Here is a 22,807-nt window from a genome sequence, read left to right on the forward strand (position 1 = left end):
GAAGCAGAGGAGCAGAGAACCAGACGAGCAGGAAAGCAGAGATGCTGAGAAGCAGAGGCGCAGGGAGCGGGAAGCGTGAATGAAAAGAACTGCGGGAGTTCTTCCTTTTTAGGCCCGTAGGATTCGCCTTCATGTTCGAGTGTGATCTAGACACAAGCGATCAAGCCGTGCAGAGTCGACACTCCCATGTCGACCCGGAGGACCGTGTAGATGCGCGTAGTCAATACAGCCGACATCCTTGCGATCGAATCTCTCAAGGCGGATGAGCGCACCCTGCTGGGGCTATTCAAGGATATCCGGAAACATTCGGAGCTCTCGGCTTACCTGCCCGAAGCTTGCCACCTCTCCTTGAAATGGGTACGCCTCCTCCAAGGTCAGCCGCTCAGGCCTCGTGCACTCCTCGGCAAAGGCATGATCGTCGTCACCGAAGGCTCAGGCGAGGTCATCGGGGACTCACCATGCAGCGTCCAGGCGGGAGATGTCGTGATGGTCCCTTCCGGCGGGCTGCAGGGGCTCGTGGGCGGCGCGCCGGACGGGCTCTCCGCGATATCCATCCATGTCGAGGAATTCGACGAAAGCGAGCCTCGCTGGGACACGCCGTGTCTGTGCGCGGCGCTCGGGCGGGAGGAAGGCGCCGACGAGGCGTCCCCGGATCGCGTCGTGTCCCCCGTGGATCTCCTCGTCGAGGAGAACGAGGTCCATGCGCGGGAGTTCGCGGGCAGCCCCTTGATGCAGCTCATCCGGTCCGAGCGCGCCCTCCGGGACGACGTGAAGCGGCGGATGCTCGGCGCGCTCCAGATCTGGTCGAACGCGTTCCAGAAGGTCCTGTGCGCCAGGGTCGTCTTCGAGTCGCACCCCGGGGCCATCGCGATCGCCGAGCGCCACCTCGCCGACGAGGTCGGGCACAACCGGAGGCTGTCCAGGATGCACGACCCGCGGAGCTCGCCGTCCTGGGACCGCGGCATCGCCGCGGCGTCGTCCTGGTTCATCGAGCGGATGGGCTCGGCGTCCACCGAGGAGCGGACGGTCCTCGTCCACTTCGTCATCGAGCGCTGCGCCGACGTCCTCCTCACGGCGGCCCAGCAGATCTTCCCCGACTCGGACTACTTCGCGACGCACGCCGAGGTGGACGCCGAGCACTTCAAGCTCGGGCACAGCCTTCTGAAGGGCTTCCCCGGCCTGGACCTCGGCCCGCTGCGGGGCGCGCTCACCGAGGGCTGGCAGATGATGAACCTGATCTGCCAGCGCATCAGCGACATCGCTGCAGGGGACGGCGACGCGGCCAACGAGATGCCGGCGGGCGACGCGAGCCCCGGCGAGCTCGCCCGCGATTCTCGGCGCGAGCTGACGGCCGTGCTGGATGGCCTCTACGGCGGTGCCATGTGAACCGCTGAAGCGCCGAGGGAGAGGGAGAGCCCTTCGCTCTCTCCTCTCCCTCCCGCTTCTTGCGCGCGTTGCGCTTCTTGCGCGCGTTCTCTTCGTGACGCGCGGCGCGCCGCGCGACCGGCGCTAGCTCGAGGCCTTCACCACGTCGGTGATGCCCTGCACGCTCTTCGCGCTCTTCGCGAGCATCTCCTTCTCTTCTGCGGTCAGCGGCAGCTCGACGATCTTCTCGATGCCCTTGCCGCCGAGGATGACCGGCACGCCCATGAAGATGTCCTTGTAGCCATACTCGCCGTCCAGGTAGGCCGCGACGGGGAGCAGCCGCTTCTGGTCGAGCAGGTAGCTCTCGGCCATCGCGACGGCGCTCGAGGCGGGCGCGTAGTAGGCGCTCGTCCCCATGAGCTGGACGATCTCGCCGCCGCCCTTGCGGGTCCTCGCGATGAGCGCGTCGAGCTTCTCCTTGCTGATGAGCTCGGTCGCGCGCACGCCGTTGATCGTGCACGCCGACGGGATGGGCACCATGTCGTCGCCGTGGCCGCCGAGGACCATCGCGCGCACGTCCTTCACGGAGACGTTCGCCTCGCGCGCGAGGAACAGCTGGAAGCGCGCGCTGTCGAGCACGCCAGCCATGCCGAGCACGCGCTCGCGCGGGAAGCCGGTGCGGCGCTTGAACTCGTAGACCATCGCGTCGATCGGGTTCGAGATGACGATCACCAGCGCGTTGGGGCAGTGCTCCTTCGCGCCGTCGGCCACGCTGCGGATGATCGGCAGGTTCGTCGCGACCAGGTCGTCACGGCTCTGGCCCGGCTTGCGCGGGATGCCGGCCGTGACGATGAGGACGTCGGCCCCTGCGCAGTCGGCCCAGCTCGAGGTGCCCTTGATCGAAGCGTCGTAGCCCAGCACGGCGCCGTTCTGCTCGAGGTCGAGCGCCTTGCCTTTCGCGAAGTCCGTCTTCTGGGGGATGTCGAACAGCACGACGTCCCCGAGCTCCTTGCGCGCGATGAGGGCCGCGAGCTCCCCGCCGATGTTGCCGGCGCCGATAAGGGCGATCTTTCTTCGGTTTGCCATGGGCGGCCCTATTACCACCCCCCCGGCCGGAGACCAACGGGGCTCCAGGGCGGGCGCAGGGGAGGGAACTCGGCCGGCGCCTCCGAAACCTGTCGACTCGGCCCGCGAGCCCGGGTAAGCCGCGCCCCATGGTCACCGAGGACGATCTGCGCACCGCGCTCGGCAGGGTGCTCGAACGCACCTCGCTCGCGGGCCCCTTCGCCCGCTATGAGGGCAAGGTGCGGGACTGCTACACGACGCCGGACGGCCGCCGCCTGCTCGTCGTCACCGACCGCATCAGCGCCTTCGATCGCGTGCTCGGCACGCTGCCGCTGAAGGGCCAGGTGCTGAACCGGCTGTCCGCCTTCTGGTTCGAGCGCACGCGGAGCGTCGCGCCGAACCACATGATCTCCCAGCCTGACCCGAACGTCCTCGAGGCGATCGAGTGTGTGCCCCTGCCGGTCGAGATGGTGGTGCGCGCCTACGTGACGGGCGTGACCTCGACCAGCATCTGGACGCACTACGCGCGCGGCGAGCGCGTCTTCTGCGGCCACCGGCTCCCCGACGGCCTCCGCAAGAACGAGCGCCTGCCGCGGCCCATCCTGACGCCGAGCACCAAGGCGCCGAAGGGCGGACACGACCTCTCCGCCTCGCGCGAGGAGATCCTCGCCCTCGGCACGATCGCGCCGCGCGACTTCGACGCCGCCGCCGAGATGGCCCTCGCGCTCTTCGAGCACGGCGCCCGCGCGTGCGCGGAGCAGGGGCTCATCCTTGTCGACACCAAGTACGAGTTCGGCAAGGACCGGGACGGGAACATCGTTGTCATCGACGAGATCCACACCCCCGACTCGTCCCGCTTCTGGTTCGCCTCGTCCTACGGCGAGCGCTTCGCGGCCGGCGAGGACCCGGAGTCGTTCGACAAGGAATACGTGCGCCGCTGGCTCGCCGCGCGCGGCTTCCAGGGCGACGGGCCGATCCCCTCGATCCCGGACGAGGTCCGGATCGAGGCGTCCCGCCGCTACATCGAGGCGTTCGAGCGGATCACCGGGGCGGCGTTCGTCCCCGACCTCGAGGACCCGGCGGTGCGCATCCCGCGCAACCTGGGGGTGTGAGGCGGGCGCGGCCGCGCCCATGAATCGTCGCGGGGCGCAGGTGCGCACCGCCATCGCGTCGCGCGAAGAGCGCGTGGAGCAAAGCCAGTGAAAGCCGTCGTCAACGTCCGACTGAAGAAAGAGGTCCTCGATCCGCAGGGCGACGCCGTGAAGCGCGCCCTCACCTCGCTCGGGTTCCCCGGCGTGAAGGGCGTGCGCGTGGGCAAGCTGATCGAGATAGAGCTCGACCCCTCGCTCGGCAGCGCGCCCGACCTCGAGCAGCGGCTGAAGAAGATGGCGGACGAGATGCTCGCCAACACCGTCATCGAGGACTACGAGGTCACGATCGCGCCGTAGCCCTCGCCCCGGCCCCGCGGGGCCGGCGGCTCAGGCCTCGGGCGCGACGAGTTTCTTCGCCCAGAGGATGGCGTCCTTGCGGGCGCGGCCGACGACGAGGTGCCGCGCCAGCACGGCGGAGCGGCGGAAGCCGTTCGCGAGGAGGGCGGCGCACAGCTCCTGGTCGTCCGCGGGGGCGAAGGTGAACGTGCTCACGGCCTTCTCCTCGACGAGGCGCTCGCAGAGCGCGCCGATGGCGGCCGTCGTGGCGAGCCGCTCCGACTCGTGGCGCGGCGAGCTCAGGATCTCCAGGAACGAGTTGCCGAAGCACGACTGCATCTCCCACGCGGCGTGCAGCGTGAAGCCGCCCCGCGCGGACAGCACGTAGCCCGTCCGCACCGCGTCGCGCCCGAACGGCTCGAAGCCCGTCAGCGCCCGCCCTGCCCGCTGCGCGGCCGCGGCCGCGCGCCGCAGCTCGACGCCGCTCGCGGGCGCGATCTTGATCGTGGGCAGCGGCCGCCCCTCGGCCTCCCGGAGCAGCCGCCTCGCGCGGGCGATCGTGCGCTCCGCGAGCAGGACCGCCGGAGAGGCCGAGACGTCGTCGCCCTCGCCGCCCTCCTCGCCGTCGCCGCTCGTGCGCAGCCGCGACGTCATCTCGGACACGACCGCCCCGAGGATCCAGGCGTCGCTGCGCTTGTAGAAGCCGGGGATCGACCCCTCCCGCGTGAACCCGAGGCGGGTCCACGTCGGCACCTCGTCGCGCTCGACCAGCGTGAAGATCTTCTCGACCCCCTCGCGCTTGGCGGTCGACAGGACGAAGCTCCGCTTGGACGGCGTAGGCCCCGCGCGGAAGTCGACGATGCGGAGCGTCCGATGCCGTCGATTGACCAGGAGACAGAGCGAGACGGAGTCGTTCCGGAACAGGAGCTCGTCGACACCGCTGCTCGCCGTCGAAGACAAGTTTGTCGCTGCCATACCCCTCGCGCTCGGCGCAGACGTGACGCCTCAGATCAGATGTTCATTGCAGAATTGCAAATTGCAGATCTGAAATGCCCCGTAGCAGCCGAGGCCCACAGCGTCAACGATGTCGGCGGGATCGCGGTGAGGAGGGGCTCAGGAGGGCGCGGCGAGCCGGCTGGCGTCGGTCGGCTTGACCCCGAGGGCCACGAGCGCCTCCTGGAGCCGGGAGCGCTGGAGGGAGATGCGGGTCGGCATCCCCCCGGAGATCTTGAAGGTCTCGAGGAAGTTCACCCCGCTGTCGAACCGGGCGGCGAAGGTGATGCTGTCGTTGTCGACGACGACCGAGATGGGCGCGCGCTCCTGCCCGATGAGGAGGAGCAGGGTCTTGTCGTAGGCCCCGCCCCGCTGGGACGCGTCGACGAGGACGAGGCCCGGCTCGACGCGCTCGTAGCGGAGCGCGATCCGGCGGGTCTCGGCTTCCATGGTGGCGAGCTCGGCGCCGGCCTGGTCGATGGGGGTCCAGAGCGACGGGTCGGAGAGGCCTGACGCGAGGTGCCGGACGATGAGGCCGAAGAGGGCCTGATCGCGCGGGCGGGCGCGGAGCGCGCGGTCCATGCGGGTGGCGACCGGGCCCGGGACGCCGATGCGGGTGTCGATGGCGCGGGCGTCGTCGTCGCAGCCGGGGTAGGGCTCGACGCCGCCGCGCATCCACTTCGAGCCGCTGGCGAGGCCGTCGAAGTCGACGTGGCAGACGAGGGTGTCGACGCGCCCGGCGCGGGCGACGAGCTCCGGCGTGATCATCTCGGGGCAGGCGCCGTGCTCGGCCTTGGTCGACAGGACGAAGCGGGGGTCGCCGGCGAAGCGCGCGTGGTGGGCGCTGTCGTGGTGGTCGACCCAGGCGGCGAGCCGCGGCCCGAGCTCCTGGATGAACGGGAGCGTCACCGTCTCGAAGCTCTTGCCCCCCGCTTCCGAGGCGAAGGCGATGTCGAGAACGGCGACGTTGCCGCGCAGATCGCGGGCGCGGGGGAGCTTGCGGGGGGAGGCGAAGGCGAGATCGAATCCGTGCATGGCGTGGCTTCCCGGGGAGGCAGGTACCGTCCAGCCGGGCGACCCGGCGCGTGCCGCGTCGGGCGCCCTGCTCCATACACCCGAAACGGTCGAAGCGCTGCGGTGGAGGACCTTTCTCGGGCGAGGCCTGAATGTTCCGCTAGGATGATCCGACCAACGGCAGGGGCAGCTCGGCGCGCCGGGCGGCCCTGCAGTGCGCCGCCGCGCAGAGCAGGCCGGCGGTTCCAGGGAGACTCGACAGGTGGGGACCGCGCTCGGGCTCGCCGCGCGAGCGGGGCCGCCGGCCTGTGTCGGAGGAAGTGGATGAGAAGCGACGTTCTGGGACTCGGTCTTCTGGCTCTTGGGGGGGTGCTCTGCGCGGGGCTCCCGGGCACGCCGGCCGTCTCCGAGGCGAAGGCAGAGCCCGCCCAGGTGGTGGTGTCGGCCGCGCAGGTGACGGGGGCGGCCGCGCAGGCGACCGCGACGGTCGGGCAGGCGGTGTCGGGGCCGACGTGCAAGCTGAAGGGGACGGCACCGGTGCCCAAGGGCACGCGGCTGCATGACGCGCCGAGCGGCGGCAGGACGGTCGCGAGCTTCACCGGCGCGCTGGTCCCGATGACGCTGAGCGCGATCCCGGCGGATCCGGTGGCGGGCCGCGCGCGGCTGAGCACGTCGGACAGCTCGCCTGCGCTGCGGATCGACGGCTACATCGCGCCCTCGGACGTCGCGGTGTTCACGACGCGCGATATCCCGGTCATCGCCGGGCACGTCTGGATCTCGAGCGCGCAGAAGGTGAAGCTCGTCGCGGCCACAGGCGACTCGCTGCGCGCGGAGCTCTCGATCTCCGGGACCGAGAGGCAGACAGCGAAGGCCTCGGCCCCCTGCGACGCCTTCGCGCTGCAGCGCGGCGTCCCCATGAAGATGGAGATCCCCGGCAGCGCCCGCGGGTACCTGATGAAGACGTCGACGATCGAGCTCTCCGATCGCCCGGACGGCGACGTGATCTTCACGCTGAGGATGCTGGAGGGGACGGCCCAGCTCTTCTGGAGCACCGAGGCGAAGTCCGGCTTCGTTCACCTGATGTCGCGGGGCGACCTCACGATCGACGCCTGGGCGCGCCTCAAGGATCTCGAGCCGCTGAAGAAGGGCGAGATGATGGACCAGTACATCCCGCCGACGACCGCGGTGGCCGGCGCGCAGCTGGCGCTCGACAAGGCGCCGCCGATCGTGAAGGCGACGAGGGCGATCCCGGTCCGCGCGCGGCGCGACGAGAAGGAGAAGCCGATCGGCGAGATCGAGGCCGGCGCGGAGATCTACCTGCTCGAGACGGTGGCGGGCTGGACCAACGTGCTCCCGAAGGCGCTCGGGATGACGCCGCCGGACGAGGGCGGCTTCTGGATCCCCGCCTCGGAGACGCCGAAGTAGCGAGGGCGCGCGGGCCCGCTGTGCGCGGCGGGCCCGCCCGGACGACGCGCCGCAGCGCCGGTCCGGGTGGGAGCGGCGCTGTGCTCGAGGCGTCAACTCTCGAGGGGTTTCGCGGCGCCGGGCGATTAGGATGGCGCGCATGTCCAGATCGCCGTTTCGTTTCCGGCGGCCTCGCCTTGGCGCCGCGGCCGGGGTGATCGCAGCCTCCGCGGCCGTCGGTGGCAACGCCGCCGCGCAGGTCGCGCCCGTGGTGCTCCCTCACGCGGCGGGCCAGCAGGCGCTCGCTGTCCGCATCGATCCGGGCGGGATCACTGCCCGCGCCTGTCCAGCTGCGGCGGCGTGCGCGCCCGACGGCGGCAAGGTCCTCGCCGTGCCGTCCGAGGTGGCGCCGCTGCTCGGTGGCGCGCGCGTCGTGCCGGTCACCCTGGCCGACGGCAAGCGCCTCGCCAAGATCGAGGCGCCGGCCGGGGGAAAGCCGGCGGGTGCTGGCGCGCCGGAAGGCGCGAGCGGCAGCTGGGTGATGCTGCTCGCGGCGCCGCTCGCAGGGAAGGGGACGGAGCCGCTCGTGCTCTGGAGCGGCTGGACCGGCGTCGCGACCGGGGAGCACGGTGAGGGGCGGAGCGACGCCGTGGTCGTGGAGCCGCTCGGCAGCGGCAGCCGTGTGCTCGTCGGGCAGCTGCGAGACGACGTGACCCTCTGCGGGCGGCCGGCGCTGGTCGGCGCGAGCGAGGTCGATCCCCGGACCATGACGCTCCTGAAGGGGGTCAGCTTCCAGAACCTCTCGGCGGAGGAGCGGCGCGGCGCAGGCAAGGTGGTCGCCGAGCGCCGCGACGCCGACGCGGCGGCGGCCACCTTCCGGCTGCTGCGCCCGACCGCCGCGTCGAGCGCGGTCGGCAAGCGCTTCGCGGAGATCGCCGACGGCGACCCGAAGACCGCGTGGTCCGAGGGCAAGGCGGGCGTGGGCCGGGGCGAGTTCGTCTCGTTCTCGTCGGCGGACGAGGTCGGGATCACGGGCCTCGGCCTGCGCATCAAGCCGGAAGGCGGCGTCGAGGGCGGCGCCGCGCCGCGCACGCTCTTCGTGGCGACGCCCGACCGGCTCTTCCAGGTGAGCCTGCCCGAGGACGCGTGGCTCAAGGAGTCTGCCGGCTACGAGGTGAAGCTCCCCGAGGAGATCAAGGCCTCGTGCATCGCCGTCGTGCTCGACGACGCGTACGCCCCGGCGGGGGCCGGGGGCCGTGGCGCGCCCTCCGCTCCGGAGGTGCGCGTCACGATCGCCGAGGTCACGGCGCGCACGGCGTTCGACGGGCAGGGCCCTGCGGCGCTCGTGGGCGCGCTCGCGGGCGGCGGCGAGCGATCCAGGGCGGCGGCGGCGCTGCTCGCGCGCGGCGGACCGGAGGCGGTCGAGGCGGCGATCGCCGGCTATGACAGGCTCGACACCGCGGGCAAGCAGCTCGCCCGGGGGGTGATCGACACGGCGCCATGCGCGGTGCAGATCCCGTTCCTCACCGCGCGGCTGGCGTCCGGCGCGGCCTCGGCGGCGCAGCCCGCGCCCGGCGCGGCATCCGCGGGGCGCGCGTCCGGGTTGGCGTCGACCGCGCCGGGGCGCGCCCCTCGCGCTGCGCCGTCCGAGGTCGATCCTGAGCTCCACCACGCGCGCGATCGCATCCGCCGTTGCGGGCGCGCGGCCGCGCCGGCGCTCGCGGAGATCGTGAAGGCGGGCGCGGCCGCGGCCAGGGTGGTGGCGGCCCGGGAGCTCGCGCTCATCGCGCCGGCCGAGGCGATCTCGGCGCTGCTCGACGCCCTCGCCGGGGCGCGCGGCGCGGCGCGGAGGGAGCTCCGGGCTGCGCTCGCGCTGGCGGCGCGGAGCGAGCGGGCCGCCTCCGTGGTCGAGGAAGAGGTGCAGCTCGAGCGGCTCCGCGCCCGGCCGGAGGACGCGCAGCTCGACCTGCTGCGCGCGCTCGGGCCGGCGCTCGGGCGGGTGAAGGGCGGCGGAGCGGCGTTCCAGGCGCTCGCTTCGGCGGGCGGCGCGCCCTTCGAGCGGCGTTACCTGCTGCAAGCGCCGGCCGCGGCGCTCGCGCGCGCGGGCGAGGCCCCGGCGGAGGCGTACCTCCGGGCGTCGCTCCGGAAGGACGCGGACGCGCACGTGCGCCTCCGCGCGGCCGAGGTCGCGGCGGACGTGCCGTCGCTCGCGCCGGACCTGCTCGCGGCGGCCTCCGATCCGGACGCGCGCGTGCGCGAGGCGGCGATCGTGGCGCTCGCGCGCGCGGCCTCTGCTGGCGCGAAGCTGCCTGCTGGCGCGTCCGAGGCGCTCGCGGCGCGGCTCACCTCGGACCCGTGGACGTTCATCCGCGGCGGCGCTGCGCTCGCGATCGGCGCGATGCCGGCGACGGCGGCGGGCGACCGGGCGCTCGTCGGGGCGCTCGCCGACAGCTCCCCCGAGGTGCGCCGGCACGCGCTCGACGGCCTCGGCGCGCACCGCGCGACCGCGCACATCGAGGCTGTGCGCGACCGGGCGGAGGACAAGGAGGAGGACGTCGAGGTGCGCGCGCGGGCGATCCTCGCGCTCGGGGCGATGTGCGACGCGAGCTCGGTCGACCTGTGGACGCGGCTTGCGCTCCGGGCGAAGGCGCCGATCGGCGAGCACGATCAGCGGCTTGGCTCGGCGGCGCTCGCGGCGCTCGGGTCGGTGCACCCGGCGGATCTGCCTGCGCGCCTCAAGCCGCTCCTCGACAAGGACACGCCGCACGGCCTGCGCGAGGCGGCGAGGGCAGCGCTCTCCGCGGCGCCGCAGTGCCGCCGCCGCTGAGGCCGCAGGCCGGCCTCCGCGCGCCGCCCGCGCCGTGGAGTGGCTACCCTCCGGAGCGCGGCTCAGCTCCGCTGAACGGGATTCGGCGTGGACCATGCTCCGCACGCCAGGCGGAACTTGCCCTCATGAGATCGGGTGGGCGATCGAATGTTCGTTGAGCCGCGGAGGGATGTGACGTGAGCACGTGCTTTCTCATCGTGAATCCGGCGAAACGCGAATACCTCGATCCGGCCAGGTTTGGCGAGGCCGCGAGGTTCTCCGGGGTTCTGCGCGGCGAGCACTGCCTACACGCGCTGAAATTGCTGATCTCGGACTGCTTCGAGGACGTCCCATCCTCATTCCGCGGAGCATGGCTCGGTGACCCAGTCATCCTTGCCAGCGAGAGCAGCCCGAAAGCCGCTGCCGGACGGGTCGCCGCGAGCAGCGGCGCACCTGCTCGCAACCTGCACGACGTGGCCGTCGCCGAGTTCGCAAACATCAGCTATGGGGCTCTCGCGGAGTTGTGCATTTCCGGTCAACTGGCGATGGAGCTCGTGGTCAAGGCCAAGGGCAATCGTAGATTCCTGATCGATCTCGGAGCCACGCTGGAGCAATATGAGCCAGCAGCGTTGAGGCACGCCTGGGAGCAACTCTTGGGACAACCCTGGCGCAAGGAGTACAATCAGGCGATGGCAGACGCGCCGCACTGGCAGCCATTGCCCAGGATCGATAACCCTGAGAATTGAAGGCCGGCAGGGCGTCTGCAGACTCCAGCGATGCCCCTCGCTCTCCACTCTCCTTCATTGGCCAGCGAAACGCATGCTCAACCTTCACAAGCTGGTTCGAGACGCGCTTCTGGACGACGCCTCGCACTCCCCGACCCTGCGGGCTTGCCTCGAGCGGGACGGGGCGCGCGCCTTTCGCTACTTCGACCGAATCCTGCGCAGTCGTGAAGCCTACGCCAGGGTCGGTCTCAACCTCACCGAATTCGCTTCGCTGCTCCCCGTCGATATCTCCAGGCTGACCACCCCGCTCTTGGTTTGTCTCGCCATGCAGCGCGACGGCTACCTGCGTCAGCGCGCCGTCTCCGCGCTCGCCGTGCGAGTGGAGGCCATCTCGCTGGCTGGCGTCGCGAACCGGATCGTCGACCCCGTTCCCCAGGTCGCTGAACAGGCGCGCGATGCCTGGGCCTCTCAGCTGGCAACCTCGAGCGTCCAGCACGTGGTTTGGTGCCTCCCGCTCATCGACATGGTCATTAAAACCCCCCGGGGCGCGCGCTCCAGTGTTCTGGAAGACGTCGATGGCTTCATGTCCCGCTTCCCGGACCTGGCCGTCGCCGAGCTCGACCTCGCGACCCGTTCGCCCGACCAGTACTTGCGCCTGAGCGCGTTCACTCACCTCGCTCGTTTGTTTCCGAACGAGCTCACTCCGCGCCTCGCTCAAGCCCTCGAAGACGCGAGCCCTCCCGTCCGACTATGGGCAGGACGGACCGCGCTCTCCGTCGTTCCACAACATGAGCTGGAGCCTCTACTTCGGTTGCTCGCGGACAATCGCAGCCCGTCGCTCCGGTTGCTGGCATTGCGTGAGTATCGTCGGCGCGCAGACGCTGACCGCATTGAAGCCGCATGCCTTGACGGCAACGCCAATGTACGCTTCTACGCTCGGCGCTACCTCCGCAAGCTCCATAGGAGCGTCGACCAACGCGACCATGCACTCTCGATTCTCACGAGCTCCGCCAGACAAACCGCGCAGCTCATCGGCGCCCTCGCGGTACTGTCAGAGTTCGGCCGCGAACAGGATCGACCTCTCATCGAGACGTTCGTGAAGGACCAACGCGCAAGGGTCGCTGCCGAAGCAGCTCGCACGCTTCGACTTCTGGGGTAGCCACTTCCTACCCGTGGCTCTTCCATCGTGAGGGCGTCAGCGCTCACCTCACGCCGCGGCCGGCCCGCCGCGGCAGCACGGCGCGCGCGCGCGCGAGCCACTCGCCGAGCGACGTGGCGTCCGGGGGGACCGCGTCGAGGTCGGCGTCCTCCGCCACGCGCACCATGGCGGCGCCGTCGCCTGGCATCATGCCCTTCGCCGCGAGCATCGCCTGCGCCCTGAGGGGCGACATCTCCTCGGTCGCCTTCTCGCCGAGCAACGCGAGGATCCAGCCTCCAAGCGCCGGCGCTGCCACGCCGCCGATCACGTCAGGCGGCGAGGACAGGGCCGACGAGACGCGCCGGATGCCCTCCGCGATCGCCTCGCGGCGCGCCGGATCGCGGTCGATGTCGCGGGCGAACGCGAGGATCTCGCACCCCGCCTCCTGCGCGTCGAGCGCCGCGCCCAGCACGTGGTGCGTGTCCTCGTGGGCCGCGCCGCGCGCCTGGTACTTCCGGATGCTCTTCCACTCGCGGGCGCCGCCGACGACCCATCCGCTCGGCTGGACACGGGAGAGCAGCGTGAAGAGCACGCCGGGGTGCTTGTCCGACTGGTAGGCGGGCGCCCCGGCGCGGCTGCCTAGCTCGCTCTCGCCCTCGCCGACAAGGAAGACCCGGATCCGCTCGGGCGCCTTCATCACGGCCGCTGCCCTCCTCCGAGGAGCGGCGCCTCGTCACCGCCGTTGGCGTAGCTCAGCCAGAGCTCCCCCAGCGCGTACACCCTCGCCCGATCCTCGAAGCCCGGCGTGTCCAAGATGCGCGTGGCCCTCATCCCCCGCTCGCCCGCGCGGGTGACGACCGTGACCTCCTCCGGCTGCAGCTCGTTCACCACGAGCGGGCTGTGCGTCGCGAGGAGGACCTGGGTCTTCTCGGAGACGAGGCGCAGCGCGCGCATCACGTCGGCGATGCGCGCGGGGTGCAGCCCGTGCTCGGGCTCCTCGACGAGGAGCAGGGGCGTCGGATCGAGGTGCGGCAGCGCCGCGAAGGCGAGGTAGTAGAGCATGCCCTCGCTCATCAGCGACGCCGGCACCACGGCGCCGCCCTCGAGCTTCACGCCGATGGCCTTCGTCGTGGAGCTCGGGTTGGCGAGGTGGAGGCTCTTCACGCTGGGGAACAGGCGGGTGAGCTCCTCGTTCAGCTCGACGTACGCCGACAGGTCGCGGCCGATGACGGCGTCGTAGACAGCCGACAGGCCCGTGCCGCGCTCGTCGGCGAAGCAGAGCGGGTGCCCGTCGGGGATGAGCGGGTGCGGGGCCCTCAGCGCGTCGGGATCGAGGCGGAGCATCTGGGCCCCGCGCAGCGCCTGGACGATGTCCAGGGCAGGGCGTTCGGGGCTGGGCCCGCCGCCCGCGTCGTCGTCCCCGTCTGCGTCGTCGAGCAGGGAAGGGGGCTCGAGGTCCCTGGGGAACGACATGGACCGGATCCGGCCCCCGGCGTCGAGCTCCACGCGCCACGTCGTGCTCGCCGCCGACACCTCGAACACGGCGCCGTCGGGGGCCTTGCTCGTGGGGCCGGCGCGCCCGAGCGTGTCCAGCGACGGCGCTCCGAGCGCCCGCTCGAGGACGGAGGAGAGCGTGCGGAGCGCCCGCAGCACCGTGCTCTTGCCGCTGTCGTTGGGCCCGATGAGCGCATGCAGCGGCGTCAGCTCCAGGGTCGCGTCCTGAACGCAGCCGTAGCCCTGGATGCGGAGCTGCTCGACGTAGGGTCGGTCCATCGAGGTCGACGCCAGCATAGCCGCTCGTTCGGTAGCAAGGAACTTGGCCCGTCCTCGCCAGCCCCTCTACGCCGCGGTCATGCGCCGCCTCCCGTCGATCGCGCTCGTCGTCCTCGTCGCGCTCGCCGTCCCCGTGGCCAGCGGCCTCGGCGAGCGGCACGCCAGCGCCAGCGTCGCCTATGAGTCGCCTTACACCTTCGAGCAGACCTTCGGCACGGCGCTGCGCCTCGTGCGCGTCGATCTCGGCTTCAAGATCGTCGAGAAGGACGTCTCCAATGGTTACCTGCTCTTCGAGTACCGGAGCCCGGAGAGCGGCGGCAGGGTGACGCAGGGGTCGATCGAGGTCGTGGACGGCCGCGCCGGGGTGCACGTCGCCGTGCAGCTCCCGGCGATGCCGCAGTACCACGAGCAGGTGCTCCTCGACGGGCTCGTGAAGAAGCTCGCCACCGAGCACGGCGACCCCCCGAAGAAGGCGCCCGCAGGCGGGGGCGCGCCTCCCCCTGACGCGGGCGCGCCTTCGCCCGACGCGGGCGCGCCCTAGCTGCGCCGCACGTACTCGAAGTCGACGGGCTTGCCCTTGAGCCCCTTCGTCGGCGCCGCGATCCAGTTCGCCATCTGCTTCGGATCGAAGACCGGCCTCTCCATCAGGCTCCGCACGTAGGCCTCGTCGCTCGCGGTCGGCAGCCACGCGTCGCGCCGGCGCTCCCACTCCTCCTTCGAGAGCGGGTTGCCGTCGACGTCGAAGTGAAGCCCCGCGTAGATCCCCGAGCTCCGGTGGAAGCGCCGGCTCGGCAGGCTCAGCCGGAACGACACGCCCGACGCCTCGATCACCCGGTTCATCTTGTCGATCCCGCGCTGCGAGTCGGCCACGTACTCGTCGCGCAGCACCTCGTTCATCGCGTTCCTGAGCGGCACCTCCTCGCGCCGCCAGCCGGTCACCGCGCCGCCCCCGGCGGCGGGCGCTTGAGGCACGTCGAACACGTACATGCCGTCGAGCGCCCGGTGGTCGTCGTACGACGCCTCCTTCGCGCGGCCCTTCACGCTCGAGGCGAAGAACGACGCCGCGTTCGACGAGATCTCCCCGCCGAAGAGGTCCAGCGACAGCGAGTACCAGAGGTTCAGGTACTTCTGCACCGTCGGCAGATCGATGCCGCCCTCGGCGCGCGCGTCCTCGTTCGCGTTGCGCTTCATCAGCTCGCACGTGCGCTCGACGATGCGGAGCAGGCCCGTCTCGCCGACGAACATGTGGTGCGCCTCCTCGGTCAGCATGAACCGTGTCGTGCGCGACAGCGGATCGAAGCCGCTCTCCGCGAGCGCGAGCAGCTGGTACTTGCCGTCGCGATCCGTGAAGTAGGTGAACATGAAGAACGAGAGCCAGTTCGTGCACGGCTCGTTGAAGGCGCCCAGGATCCGCGGCTTGTCCGGGTCGCCGCTGCGCCGCTCCAGGAGCGCCTCCGCCTCCTCCCGGCCGTCGCGGCCGAAGTGGCTGTGCAGGAGGTACACCATCGCCCAGAGGTGCCGCCCCTCCTCGACGTTCACCTGGAACAGGTTCCGCAGGTCGTAGACGCTCGGGCAGCTCTGGCCGAGCAACCGCTGCTGCTCCACGCTCGCGGGCTCCGTGTCTCCCTGCGTCACCACCAGCCGCCGCAGCATGTTCCGGAGCTCCCCCGGCACCTCTTGCCACGCCGCCTCGCCCAGGTGGTCGCCGAAGCCGATCGTCCGGTCTGCCACCCGATCGGCGAGGAAGATGCCCCAGCGGTACTCCGGCATCTTCACGTAGTCGAAATGCGCCCAGCCCTCGTGATCGACGCTGATCGCCGTGCGCAGGTAGATGTCATCCGCCTGGAAGCCCTCGGGCCCCGTCTCCCGCCACCAGTCCAGGAACTTCGGCTGCCACGCCTCGAGGGCGCGCTGCAGCTTCCTGTCCGACGCGAGGTCGACGTTGTTCGGGATCCTCTCTGAGTTGACGACCGCGCTCATGTCCGCCTCCAGTCGAATTCAGGGCGCTCCGGCCGCCCGTACACCGTCAGCGCGCCCCGCTGGCCCACCGCGTTGGGGCGCTGGAAGATCCAGTTCTGCCAGGCCGACAGCCGCGAAAAGATCTTCGTCTCCATCGTCTCCGGCCCGCAGAAGCGCAGGCTCGCCTCCATCCCGGTGAGCGCGTCGGGCGACAGGCTCACCCGCTCCTCGATCGCGAGCCGCACCTCGTCGTCCCAGTCCATCGCGTCCGGCGCGAAGGTGCAGAGGCCCTCCTCCAGCGCCTCCTCGGCGGACAGGAGGCCCGTCTTCTCCTTCAGCGCGGCCACGCGCTCCGGCGTGCCGAGGAAGCGCGACGCGAGCCGCGTCAGGCCGTTCGACATGACGAGCGGACCGAAGTTCAGCGAGCTCAGCGCGATCGACGCGGGCGACGCGGGCGACGCTTCCTGCCCCTCGTCCCCTCCGCCGTCCAGCATGTAGGAGCGGTCCGCCGCGAGAGCGAGCTCGAACAGGCTCCCCGCGAAGCAGGAGCCTGGCTCGATCAGCGCGAACACGCTGCGCGCCGTGAGGTCGAGCCGCTTGAGCACGCGCCGCATGTGGAGCAGCACCTCCTTCACGAACCAGTCGTCGCGGCTCGCCCACAGCGCCTCGTCCGCGGCCCGCACCGCGACGGGAGAGCCGGACGTCCTCAGGAGCACGAGGCCCACCGTCGGGTGGTTGAAGCGGAGGTCGAGCAGCGCGTCGTCGAGCTCGCGGAACGCGCGGAGCGCCCACAGGTCCGCGCCCGCCCGGCGCATCCCTGCGGCGTCGGTCGGCACCTCGCTCCCTTCGCCGTCCGGCCCGAGCACGCGGATCTCTGCGGTCCTCGCGGCGCGGTCGACCTTCATCGACACGTGGCGGTAGTCGCAGGTCGACACGTCGCCCGCCGTGGCGCGCCGCGCCTCGAGCGGCGAGAGCCTCACCCCGGGCCCCGCCCTGTCCGGCGTCGCCGCCGCGAGCTCGGCGGCGCGCTGGGCCACCGCCTGCTCGAAGCGGCTCTTCGGGATCGATCGATCGACGAGGCCCCACTGCTCCGCGCGTTTGCCGCGCACCCCCTCGGCCAGCGTCGAGAACACGTCCGCGAGATCGCGCCGCACCTTGCGCTTGTCCACGAGCCGCGTGAGCCCCCCGGTCCCCGGGAGCACGGCGAGCAGCGGCGTCTCCGGGAACGAGACGGCGCTGCTCCCGTCGTCGGCGAGGAAGATCTCCTCGCACGCGAGCGCGAGCTCGTAGCCGCCGCCCGAGGCGACGCCGTTCAGCGCCGCGAGGTAGCGCTGCCCGCTCTCGGAGCACGCCTCCTCGAGCGCGAGGCGCGTCTCGTTCGTGAACTTGCAGAAATTGACCTTGAACGCGTGCGTCGACGACCCGAGCATGTAGATGTTCGCGCCCGCGCAGAAGATCCGCGGCTGCGCGCTCGTCACGACGACCGCCTTCACCTCGGGGTGCTCGAAGCGCAGCCGCTGCACGATGTCGGCGAGCTCGATGTCGACCGCGATGTCGTAGCTGTTGAGCTTCAGCTGGTAGCCGGGCCGCGCCGCCGCGTCCTCGTCGACGTCCATCGCCACGCGCGCGATCGCCCCCTCGAACGAGAGCTTCCAGTGCCTGTAACGGCCTGGCTCCGTCTCGAAGCGGAGGGGCGCGTCCTCGCCGGACGAGCCGTCTTCCCGGGCCCTGGTCTGCGGCGCCGGCGCCGCGGAAGGAGGAGAGGTGGTCGCTTCCATACCCGACGAGCCCACCACCGCGCCGGGGTCCAGTCAAGCAGTATAGTTCTTGTTGGACCGGCTTTCATGAAATATAGTGCATCGACGAGATGGCGTCCCGTCAGACATCGCGCAGGGCGCGCGCAGGCCAGGGGCCGGAGGCCGGCGCGGTGAGCGCCGCGGACGGCGCGCCGCCGATCCTCGGGCACCTCGGCGGTCGGCTCCGGCAGCGGCGGACGGAGCTCGCGCTCACCTTGCGCGAGCTCGCCGAGCTCGCCGGCGTGAGCGAGCGGTTCCTGGTGCTGCTCGAGAGCGGGCGGGCGAACGTTTCCGTGGTGCGGCTCGAGGACATCGGCCGCGCGCTGGGCACCTCGGCCGCCGCGCTGCTCTCGGCGGGCGAGCTCGGCGAGGAGGCGCCGCCGCGCGGCCGGTCGGCCGGCGAGGCGGGGGGAGGGGCGGGCGTGCCCCTCGTCGCGCTGCTCGGCCTGCGCGGGGCCGGCAAGACCACGATCGGCGGCCGCGCCGCGGCGCGGCTCGGCGTACCTTTCCTCGAGCTCGACGGCATCGTGGCCGCGCGCGCAGGGATGAGCCTCGCCGCCCTGTTCGAGATCCACGGAAATGCCTACTATCGGCGGCTGGAGCGCGAGGAGCTCGCGCGGCTCGAAGGCGCGCGCGCCCACGGGATCGTGGCCACGGGCGGCGGCCTGGTGACCGATCCGGCGACCTTCGAGCGACTGAGGCGCTGCGCGGTGACGGTGTGGCTGCGGGCGACGCCCGAGGACCACTGGCGCCGCGTGGTCGAGCAGGGGGACGCGCGCCCCATGGCCAACCGGGCCGACGCCATGAAGGAGCTCAGGGCGCTCTTCCAGGCGCGGCGCGCGCTCTATGAGCAGGCCGACTTCGCGGTGGACACGTCGGCGCTCGGTCTAGCGCGCTCTGTCGATCGCGTGGTCAAGATCGCGCGTGAAGCTGGTAGAAGGAACGCGACGCGCTCGCCTTGAGTCGGGGGCGCGCTCCCCCTCCTCACCCATGTCCATGCCGCGCCTCAAAATTCTCTTCGTGGTGTCCGAGTGCGTCCCCTTCAGCAAGACAGGTGGTCTAGCCGACGTGGCGGGCGCGCTGCCGATCGCGCTCGCCGCGGCCGGCCACGACGTGCGCGTCGTGATGCCGGCGTACCGTGCCGCCAAGCGCTACCTCGCCCGCCAGATCGCGCTCGCCGAGCAGCATCCCGCGGGCAGCGAGGCCGTCGCCGCGCCGGCCGTCGCCGCGGCGGCCGCCGGCAATGGGCTCGCCGCCTCAGCGTCTGACGCCGCCCCGGCGGCCGATGCCGCCCCGGTGGCCGACGCCGCTCCGGTGGCCGATGTCGCCCCGTCGGCCGGCGCGGCCCAAGGCGGCGACGGCGAGCCTCCGGCGGAGCGCTTCGTGCCACACCGGCTGCCGATCTCGCTCGGCGTGCCGCTCGGCGGCGGCGAGGCGTGGACCGCCGTCTGGGAGACGCGCCTCGATCCCGGGGCGCCCGGCGCACCTGCGCCCCGCGTGTACCTGCTCGAGCACGACGTCCTCTACGATCGCGACGGCATCTACGGCGACGCGCATGGAGAGTTCGGCGACAACCTCGCCCGCTACGCGCTCCTGTCGCGCGGCGCGCTGCAGCTCTGCCACGCGCTCGAGTTCTGGCCGGACATCGTCCACGTCCACGACTGGCAGTCGGCGCTCGTCCCGCTCTACCTCAACGTGCTCGAGCACCGGTCGCCGCTCGCGCGCGCCGCGTCCGTGCTGACGATCCACAACCTCGGCTACCAGGGCTGGTTCAACAAGGGACAGCTCCACACGACCGGGCTCGGGTGGGATCAGTTCCACAGGTTCTGCCTGGAGGCGTACGACAGCATCAACCTGCTCAAGGGCGGCATCTACAACGCCACGCTCGTCTCCACGGTCTCCCCCAGGTACGCGCAGGAGATCCAGACATGGGAGGGCGGCGAGGGGCTCGACGGCGTGCTGCGGGATCGCGGCACCGACGTGATCGGGATCCTCAATGGCATCGACGATTCCATCTGGAACCCCGCGACCGATCCCCACATCGCGGCGCCGTACTCCGCCGAGGATCTTGGCAACAAGCGCCTCTGCAAGGCGGCGCTCCAGCGAGAGATGGGGCTCGAGGAGCGCCCCGACGTCCCGCTCCTCGGACTCATCAGCCGCCTGGCGACCCAGAAGGGGATCGACATCCTCGCGGGCGCGCTCGACCACATCCTCTCGCTCGACGTCCAGCTCATCGTCCTGGGCTCCGGCGAGCGCTGGGCGGAGGACCTCTTCTCGCGGATCTCCGGCGCCAGCGACCGCTTCCGCGTCTACGTCGGCATGAACGAGGGGCTCGCCCACCGCATCGAGGCGGGCGCCGACCTCTTCCTGATGCCGTCGCGCTACGAGCCCTGCGGGCTGAACCAGATGTACAGCCAGCGCTACGGGACGCTGCCGGTCGTGCGCGCCGTCGGCGGCCTCGACGATACGGTCGAGAACAACGTCACGGGCTTCAAATTCGAGGAGATGTCGTCGAGCGCGCTCGGGAACACCGTCGCGTGGGCGGTGCACCTCTACCGCGCCGACCCGGCTTACTTCCGGTCGATGCAGCTGCGGGCGATGAAGAAGAACTTCGGCTGGGCGCAGGCGGCGCGGCAGTACGAGGCCCTCTACCGCCTCGCGATCGCCCGTCGTACCGGCCGCCCGTTCTGACCGCGCCTCCGGCGGAGGCGCGGCGCGATCGGCGCGTGAACGGTCGCGCCTCCCTCGCGGGGAGCGCGCCCGGGCGCGTCACTCCTTCTCGGGCTCGGGGGCGGCCGGCGCGGCCGGCGCGGCCGGCTGCGCGGTCCCGGCGGCCTCGCGCGTCGCCGCCTGGCTCTTCGCCATGAGCGAGCGGGAGTGCGCGCGGTGCTTCCCCTCGATCACCGACACGAAGCTCGTGACGACCGGCAGGAACAGGGCAGGGGAGGTGATCCCCTTGTCCGTCAGCTTGGGCTCGGCCGCCTTCACGTCGCGGATGAAGCCGGCGAGCGCGGGCTCCATGATCTTGGCCCACGGGTCGGTCTGGTGGGTCGAGCCGTACTCCTTGAGCGCGGCCGCGGACGTCTCCAGCTTCTGGAGCGCGGTCTTCTCCGCCGCGGGATCGACGCTCTTGCTGGCGAGGATCAGCATGAGCGCGCGCGCGTCCTCGAGGGCCGTGATCGCCTCCTTCTGGCCCTCTTCCGCCTTCGCGAGGTCGGGCAGGTGCGACGCGTGCCACGCGGACACCGCGAGGCCGAGCTTGTCGGAGTGCGCGTCGAGCTTCTGGAAGTCGGCGAGGAGCTTCGCGTGGAGCTCTTTGCCCTTCGCGAAGCTGTCCTTCTTGTACTCCTCGCGCTGGTAGTAGTTGGCCGCCGCGGCGATGTTCTTCGCCAGCTCAGTCGCGAACGGCGCGTACTCGGCGAGCGCGGCGTCGACGTCCGCCATGGCCGGCTCCTTGAGGCTGAGGGCGACGGTGCAGGCGCGCGCGTTGCGCTCGTGCGGCGCCCGCGCGCTGAAGTTGATCGGCCGGCGCTCGTCGGGCTTGCCTAGCGGGGTCGGCGCGCCCTTGGCGGCGGGGGCGCTGGTGCCGCCCGGCGCGGCGGCGGTGCCGGGCAGGCCGGTCGTCTTCGGCGCGGCGGCGGCGCCGGGCGCGGGCGGCTTCGCGGGGAGCGCGCCCTTCGCGGCGTCTCCGGCCTTCGCCTGATCATCGTTGCCGAAGCTCGGGATCTTCTTCTCGCTGGGCTCGTCCTTGCCGAGGCTCGCGAGGTACGCGTCGCGGGCCTGCTTCAGCGAGAGCGTCCCGAAGTAGCAGACGTCGACGCGGTACTCCTTCATCGACTGCGGGTCGACCTTCGCCATCGGCGACACGGGCGTCCGCAGGCTCGCCTTTCCCTTGTTCGTGTTCGCCGCCGCGGAGCTTGCCGGCTCCGGCTGGGGAGGGGGCGGGTCCTCCTTGCAGCCGGCGGCACCGCTGGCGACGAGCACGAGCGCGATAGAACAGAGAGACCTGACGGAAATCATTCGGTGTGCCTCCTCGGCTGGCGCAGGAACGGGCGCATCATGCCTAAGCCGGCGGCGCTTGCAACACCCGGCCAGGGGCGAGAACTTGCGGCCCTGGTCGGGAAAACCCCGCCCTCAGCCCAAAACACGCGACGCCGCCCGGTTCTTCCAGGCCTCCGCCGGGGCTGTCCTTCCCCGGCCTCCGCTGTGGCTGACGAAACGTTCCGGGTCTAATGTCCGCCGCGTGAAGCTGCGAACCTTGACCCTGGACGAGCTGACCATCGACGACGAGCGCTCCTTCCGGCACGTCGCGCTCTACGACGATCTGAAGCAGGCACTCCGGCGCGACGGGTACCGCTTTCGCGTGCCCGAGGGTGATGCGAGCTGGGATCGCGTCGTCTTCTTGAACCTGACGTTCTGGAGCCAGAGCGAGCAAGGCGACCTGATCGCCGACGATCACCTCGCCGCCGACGTCGTCGCGCACGTCGCGTGGCACCACCTCGCGCACCGCGCGCTCACGGCCGCGGGCGGCGGCGCTCCGCCCAGCGCCGAGGCGCTGCTGCTCGCCGAGGCCATCGCCAGCGCGTTCGATCTGTACCTCGTCGGGCGCCTCCTTGGGCACGCCCCCAGCTCCGACTTCCTGGCCACGCAGGTGCCCGCGATGGCCGAGGCGGCCGACGCGGCTGGCCTCTCCGACGCCGGGTTCGAGGCGCTCCTGGAGAGCGTGTCCGCGAACCCGGAGCGCGCCTTCGAGGACCTCCGCGCCCTGCTCTTCGACGTCACCACGGCGCTCGTGCGCTGCGATCGCCTGAGCCGCGCCGCAGAGATCCTCGCTGGCTTCGACGCCCACCGGTTCGCGCCGCTCCTCCACCACTACGAGCTGTCGAACTGGATCCTGTCGACCCGCGCTTCCGGGTCCGTGCCGGCCCCCGATCCGGTCGCGCGCGCCGTCGACGTGGCGCTGCGGAGCGCGCCGGTCTCGCTGGAGTGGTTGGAGCAACGCTGGGTGCGCCCGCCCGCGCCCCTGCCGGCGCTCGCCGGCGAGCTCTCCGCCTAGGCGAATCCAGCGGGATCCGGTGGAATCCCGCGGCGCGGAGCCGGGCGGAGCGGGCGAGCCCGAGGACGACCGCCCTGGTCACCTGTGAAGAAGATTGCGCGTGCTGGCGAGCTGCGCGATTCTCTTCATCAAGGTGCAACTCGCCTGCTCTCTCTGCAGGACCTACGTGGAGATCGGTGTAGGACGCGAGATGCGTCCGTCCTTGCCGTTTGTCTGCAAGACGTGTCGCACGAAGAGCAAGCAGGCAGCGTCCGAGAGGGGTGAGCCACGGTCTTCCCCCTCGGGC

At 71.5% G+C, this 22,807-nt stretch carries 19 protein-coding genes; 11 read left to right on the forward strand and 8 right to left on the reverse strand.

Going from position 1 to position 22,807, the window contains the following annotated elements; translation table 11 throughout:
* Positions 1-411: 411 nt before the first annotated feature.
* Positions 412-1,386 (forward strand): hypothetical protein, encoded by a 975-nt coding sequence (locus WME79_RS05735; RefSeq protein WP_437532975.1) that lies wholly within the window; start codon positions 412-414, stop codon positions 1,384-1,386.
* Positions 1,387-1,509: 123 nt separating this feature from the next.
* Here WME79_RS05735 and mdh read toward each other — a convergent pair whose 3' ends face one another.
* The gene (gene mdh / locus WME79_RS05740) at positions 1,510-2,451 is read right to left on the reverse strand and encodes a malate dehydrogenase (protein ID WP_012233684.1); all 942 of its coding nucleotides are present in this window, start codon (positions 2,449-2,451) and stop codon (positions 1,510-1,512) included.
* A gap of 128 nt (positions 2,452-2,579) precedes the next feature.
* Here mdh and WME79_RS05745 point away from each other — a divergent pair, with 128 nt between their 5' ends.
* On the forward strand, positions 2,580-3,542 hold the full coding sequence (locus tag WME79_RS05745; RefSeq protein ID WP_437532979.1) for a phosphoribosylaminoimidazolesuccinocarboxamide synthase: 963 nt from the start codon (positions 2,580-2,582) through the stop codon (positions 3,540-3,542).
* 87 nt (positions 3,543-3,629) lie between these two features.
* Positions 3,630-3,878: a phosphoribosylformylglycinamidine synthase subunit PurS gene (purS, locus tag WME79_RS05750; protein WP_437532982.1), complete on the forward strand. Its 249-nt coding sequence runs from the start codon at positions 3,630-3,632 to the stop codon at positions 3,876-3,878.
* 30 nt (positions 3,879-3,908) lie between these two features.
* Here purS and WME79_RS05755 read toward each other — a convergent pair whose 3' ends face one another.
* Together WME79_RS05755 and WME79_RS05760 are read right to left on the reverse strand one after the other, a co-directional pair.
* Positions 3,909-4,817, reverse strand: a complete 909-nt coding sequence (locus WME79_RS05755; protein ID WP_437532985.1) for a hypothetical protein — start codon at positions 4,815-4,817, stop codon at positions 3,909-3,911.
* 153 nt (positions 4,818-4,970) lie between these two features.
* Positions 4,971-5,885 carry a hypothetical protein gene (locus WME79_RS05760; RefSeq protein WP_437532987.1) on the reverse strand — a complete coding sequence of 305 codons (915 nt, stop codon included), beginning with the start codon at positions 5,883-5,885 and terminating at the stop codon, positions 4,971-4,973.
* A gap of 303 nt (positions 5,886-6,188) precedes the next feature.
* On the opposite strand from WME79_RS05760, the gene WME79_RS05765 reads away from it, so the two are divergent.
* The 4 genes from WME79_RS05765 (at position 6,189) to WME79_RS05780 (ending at position 11,958) form a co-directional block, all read left to right on the forward strand.
* Positions 6,189-7,289 (forward strand): hypothetical protein, encoded by a 1,101-nt coding sequence (locus tag WME79_RS05765; protein ID WP_437532990.1) that lies wholly within the window; start codon positions 6,189-6,191, stop codon positions 7,287-7,289.
* Between the two features lie 139 nt (positions 7,290-7,428).
* Positions 7,429-10,095, forward strand: a complete 2,667-nt coding sequence (locus tag WME79_RS05770) for a HEAT repeat domain-containing protein (protein ID WP_437532993.1) — start codon at positions 7,429-7,431, stop codon at positions 10,093-10,095.
* A gap of 176 nt (positions 10,096-10,271) precedes the next feature.
* Entirely contained in the window at positions 10,272-10,820 is a 549-nt protein-coding gene (locus WME79_RS05775; RefSeq protein ID WP_437532995.1) for a hypothetical protein, read from the forward strand.
* Between the two features lie 73 nt (positions 10,821-10,893).
* A complete protein-coding gene (locus WME79_RS05780) occupies positions 10,894-11,958 on the forward strand; it encodes a hypothetical protein (RefSeq protein ID WP_437532998.1) in 1,065 nt (354 codons plus the stop codon).
* A gap of 43 nt (positions 11,959-12,001) precedes the next feature.
* Here the strand turns inward: WME79_RS05780 and WME79_RS05785 are convergent, their stop codons facing one another.
* Both WME79_RS05785 and WME79_RS05790 read right to left on the reverse strand, forming a co-directional pair.
* Entirely contained in the window at positions 12,002-12,634 is a 633-nt protein-coding gene (locus tag WME79_RS05785) for a hypothetical protein (protein ID WP_437539772.1), read from the reverse strand.
* Positions 12,634-13,728, reverse strand: coding sequence for an AAA family ATPase (locus tag WME79_RS05790; RefSeq protein ID WP_437533000.1), 1,095 nt, complete (start codon positions 13,726-13,728; stop codon positions 12,634-12,636). The genes WME79_RS05785 and WME79_RS05790 overlap by 1 nt, the downstream gene beginning before the upstream one ends.
* 25 nt (positions 13,729-13,753) lie before the next feature.
* Between WME79_RS05790 and WME79_RS05795 the strand changes: the two genes are divergently transcribed.
* Positions 13,754-14,251 (forward strand): hypothetical protein, encoded by a 498-nt coding sequence (locus tag WME79_RS05795; protein WP_437533002.1) that lies wholly within the window; start codon positions 13,754-13,756, stop codon positions 14,249-14,251.
* Here WME79_RS05795 and boxB read toward each other — a convergent pair.
* Both boxB and boxC read right to left on the reverse strand, forming a co-directional pair.
* The gene (boxB, locus tag WME79_RS05800) at positions 14,248-15,690 is read right to left on the reverse strand and encodes a benzoyl-CoA 2,3-epoxidase subunit BoxB (RefSeq protein WP_437533004.1); all 1,443 of its coding nucleotides are present in this window, start codon (positions 15,688-15,690) and stop codon (positions 14,248-14,250) included. The genes WME79_RS05795 and boxB overlap by 4 nt on opposite strands.
* Complete coding sequence (boxC, locus tag WME79_RS05805; RefSeq protein ID WP_437533007.1) at positions 15,687-17,447, reverse strand: 2,3-epoxybenzoyl-CoA dihydrolase; 1,761 nt, start codon at positions 17,445-17,447, stop codon at positions 15,687-15,689. The genes boxB and boxC overlap by 4 nt, the downstream gene beginning before the upstream one ends.
* A gap of 89 nt (positions 17,448-17,536) precedes the next feature.
* Between boxC and WME79_RS05810 the strand changes: the two genes are divergently transcribed.
* Positions 17,537-18,427, forward strand: a complete 891-nt coding sequence (locus WME79_RS05810; protein WP_437533010.1) for a helix-turn-helix transcriptional regulator — start codon at positions 17,537-17,539, stop codon at positions 18,425-18,427.
* Positions 18,428-18,461: 34 nt separating this feature from the next.
* Complete coding sequence (locus WME79_RS05815) at positions 18,462-20,156, forward strand: glycogen synthase (RefSeq protein WP_437533013.1); 1,695 nt, start codon at positions 18,462-18,464, stop codon at positions 20,154-20,156.
* Between the two features lie 78 nt (positions 20,157-20,234).
* Here the strand turns inward: WME79_RS05815 and WME79_RS05820 are convergent, their stop codons facing one another.
* A complete protein-coding gene (locus WME79_RS05820; protein WP_437533016.1) occupies positions 20,235-21,485 on the reverse strand; it encodes a DUF3829 domain-containing protein in 1,251 nt (416 codons plus the stop codon).
* A gap of 223 nt (positions 21,486-21,708) precedes the next feature.
* Here WME79_RS05820 and WME79_RS05825 point away from each other — a divergent pair, with 223 nt between their 5' ends.
* The gene (locus WME79_RS05825) at positions 21,709-22,521 is read left to right on the forward strand and encodes a hypothetical protein (RefSeq protein WP_437533019.1); all 813 of its coding nucleotides are present in this window, start codon (positions 21,709-21,711) and stop codon (positions 22,519-22,521) included.
* Positions 22,522-22,807: the final 286 nt, after the last annotated feature.

Origin of the sequence: Sorangium sp. So ce726, from assembly GCF_051521405.1 — a bacterium.
GTDB lineage: Bacteria > Myxococcota_A > Polyangia > Polyangiales > Polyangiaceae > Sorangium.

Excerpts from the sequence above, each read along its gene's own strand:
- boxB (WP_437533004.1), bottom strand. The coding sequence starts at position 15,690 with ATGAGCGCGGTCGTCAACTCAGAGAGGATCCCGAACAACGTCGACCTC.
- boxC (WP_437533007.1), bottom strand. The coding sequence starts at position 17,447 with ATGGAAGCGACCACCTCTCCTCCTTCCGCGGCGCCGGCGCCGCAGACC.
- WME79_RS05815 (WP_437533013.1), top strand. The coding sequence starts at position 18,462 with ATGCCGCGCCTCAAAATTCTCTTCGTGGTGTCCGAGTGCGTCCCCTTC.
- WME79_RS05790 (WP_437533000.1), bottom strand. The coding sequence starts at position 13,728 with ATGCTGGCGTCGACCTCGATGGACCGACCCTACGTCGAGCAGCTCCGC.
- WME79_RS05780 (WP_437532998.1), top strand. The coding sequence starts at position 10,894 with ATGCTCAACCTTCACAAGCTGGTTCGAGACGCGCTTCTGGACGACGCC.
- WME79_RS05735 (WP_437532975.1), top strand. The coding sequence starts at position 412 with ATGATCGTCGTCACCGAAGGCTCAGGCGAGGTCATCGGGGACTCACCA.
- WME79_RS05745 (WP_437532979.1), top strand. The coding sequence starts at position 2,580 with ATGGTCACCGAGGACGATCTGCGCACCGCGCTCGGCAGGGTGCTCGAA.
- WME79_RS05765 (WP_437532990.1), top strand. The coding sequence starts at position 6,189 with ATGAGAAGCGACGTTCTGGGACTCGGTCTTCTGGCTCTTGGGGGGGTG.
- WME79_RS05810 (WP_437533010.1), top strand. The coding sequence starts at position 17,537 with ATGGCGTCCCGTCAGACATCGCGCAGGGCGCGCGCAGGCCAGGGGCCG.
- WME79_RS05820 (WP_437533016.1), bottom strand. The coding sequence starts at position 21,485 with ATGATTTCCGTCAGGTCTCTCTGTTCTATCGCGCTCGTGCTCGTCGCC.
- WME79_RS05785 (WP_437539772.1), bottom strand. The coding sequence starts at position 12,634 with ATGAAGGCGCCCGAGCGGATCCGGGTCTTCCTTGTCGGCGAGGGCGAG.
- WME79_RS05770 (WP_437532993.1), top strand. The coding sequence starts at position 7,429 with ATGTCCAGATCGCCGTTTCGTTTCCGGCGGCCTCGCCTTGGCGCCGCG.
- WME79_RS05760 (WP_437532987.1), bottom strand. The coding sequence starts at position 5,885 with ATGCACGGATTCGATCTCGCCTTCGCCTCCCCCCGCAAGCTCCCCCGC.
- mdh (WP_012233684.1), bottom strand. The coding sequence starts at position 2,451 with ATGGCAAACCGAAGAAAGATCGCCCTTATCGGCGCCGGCAACATCGGC.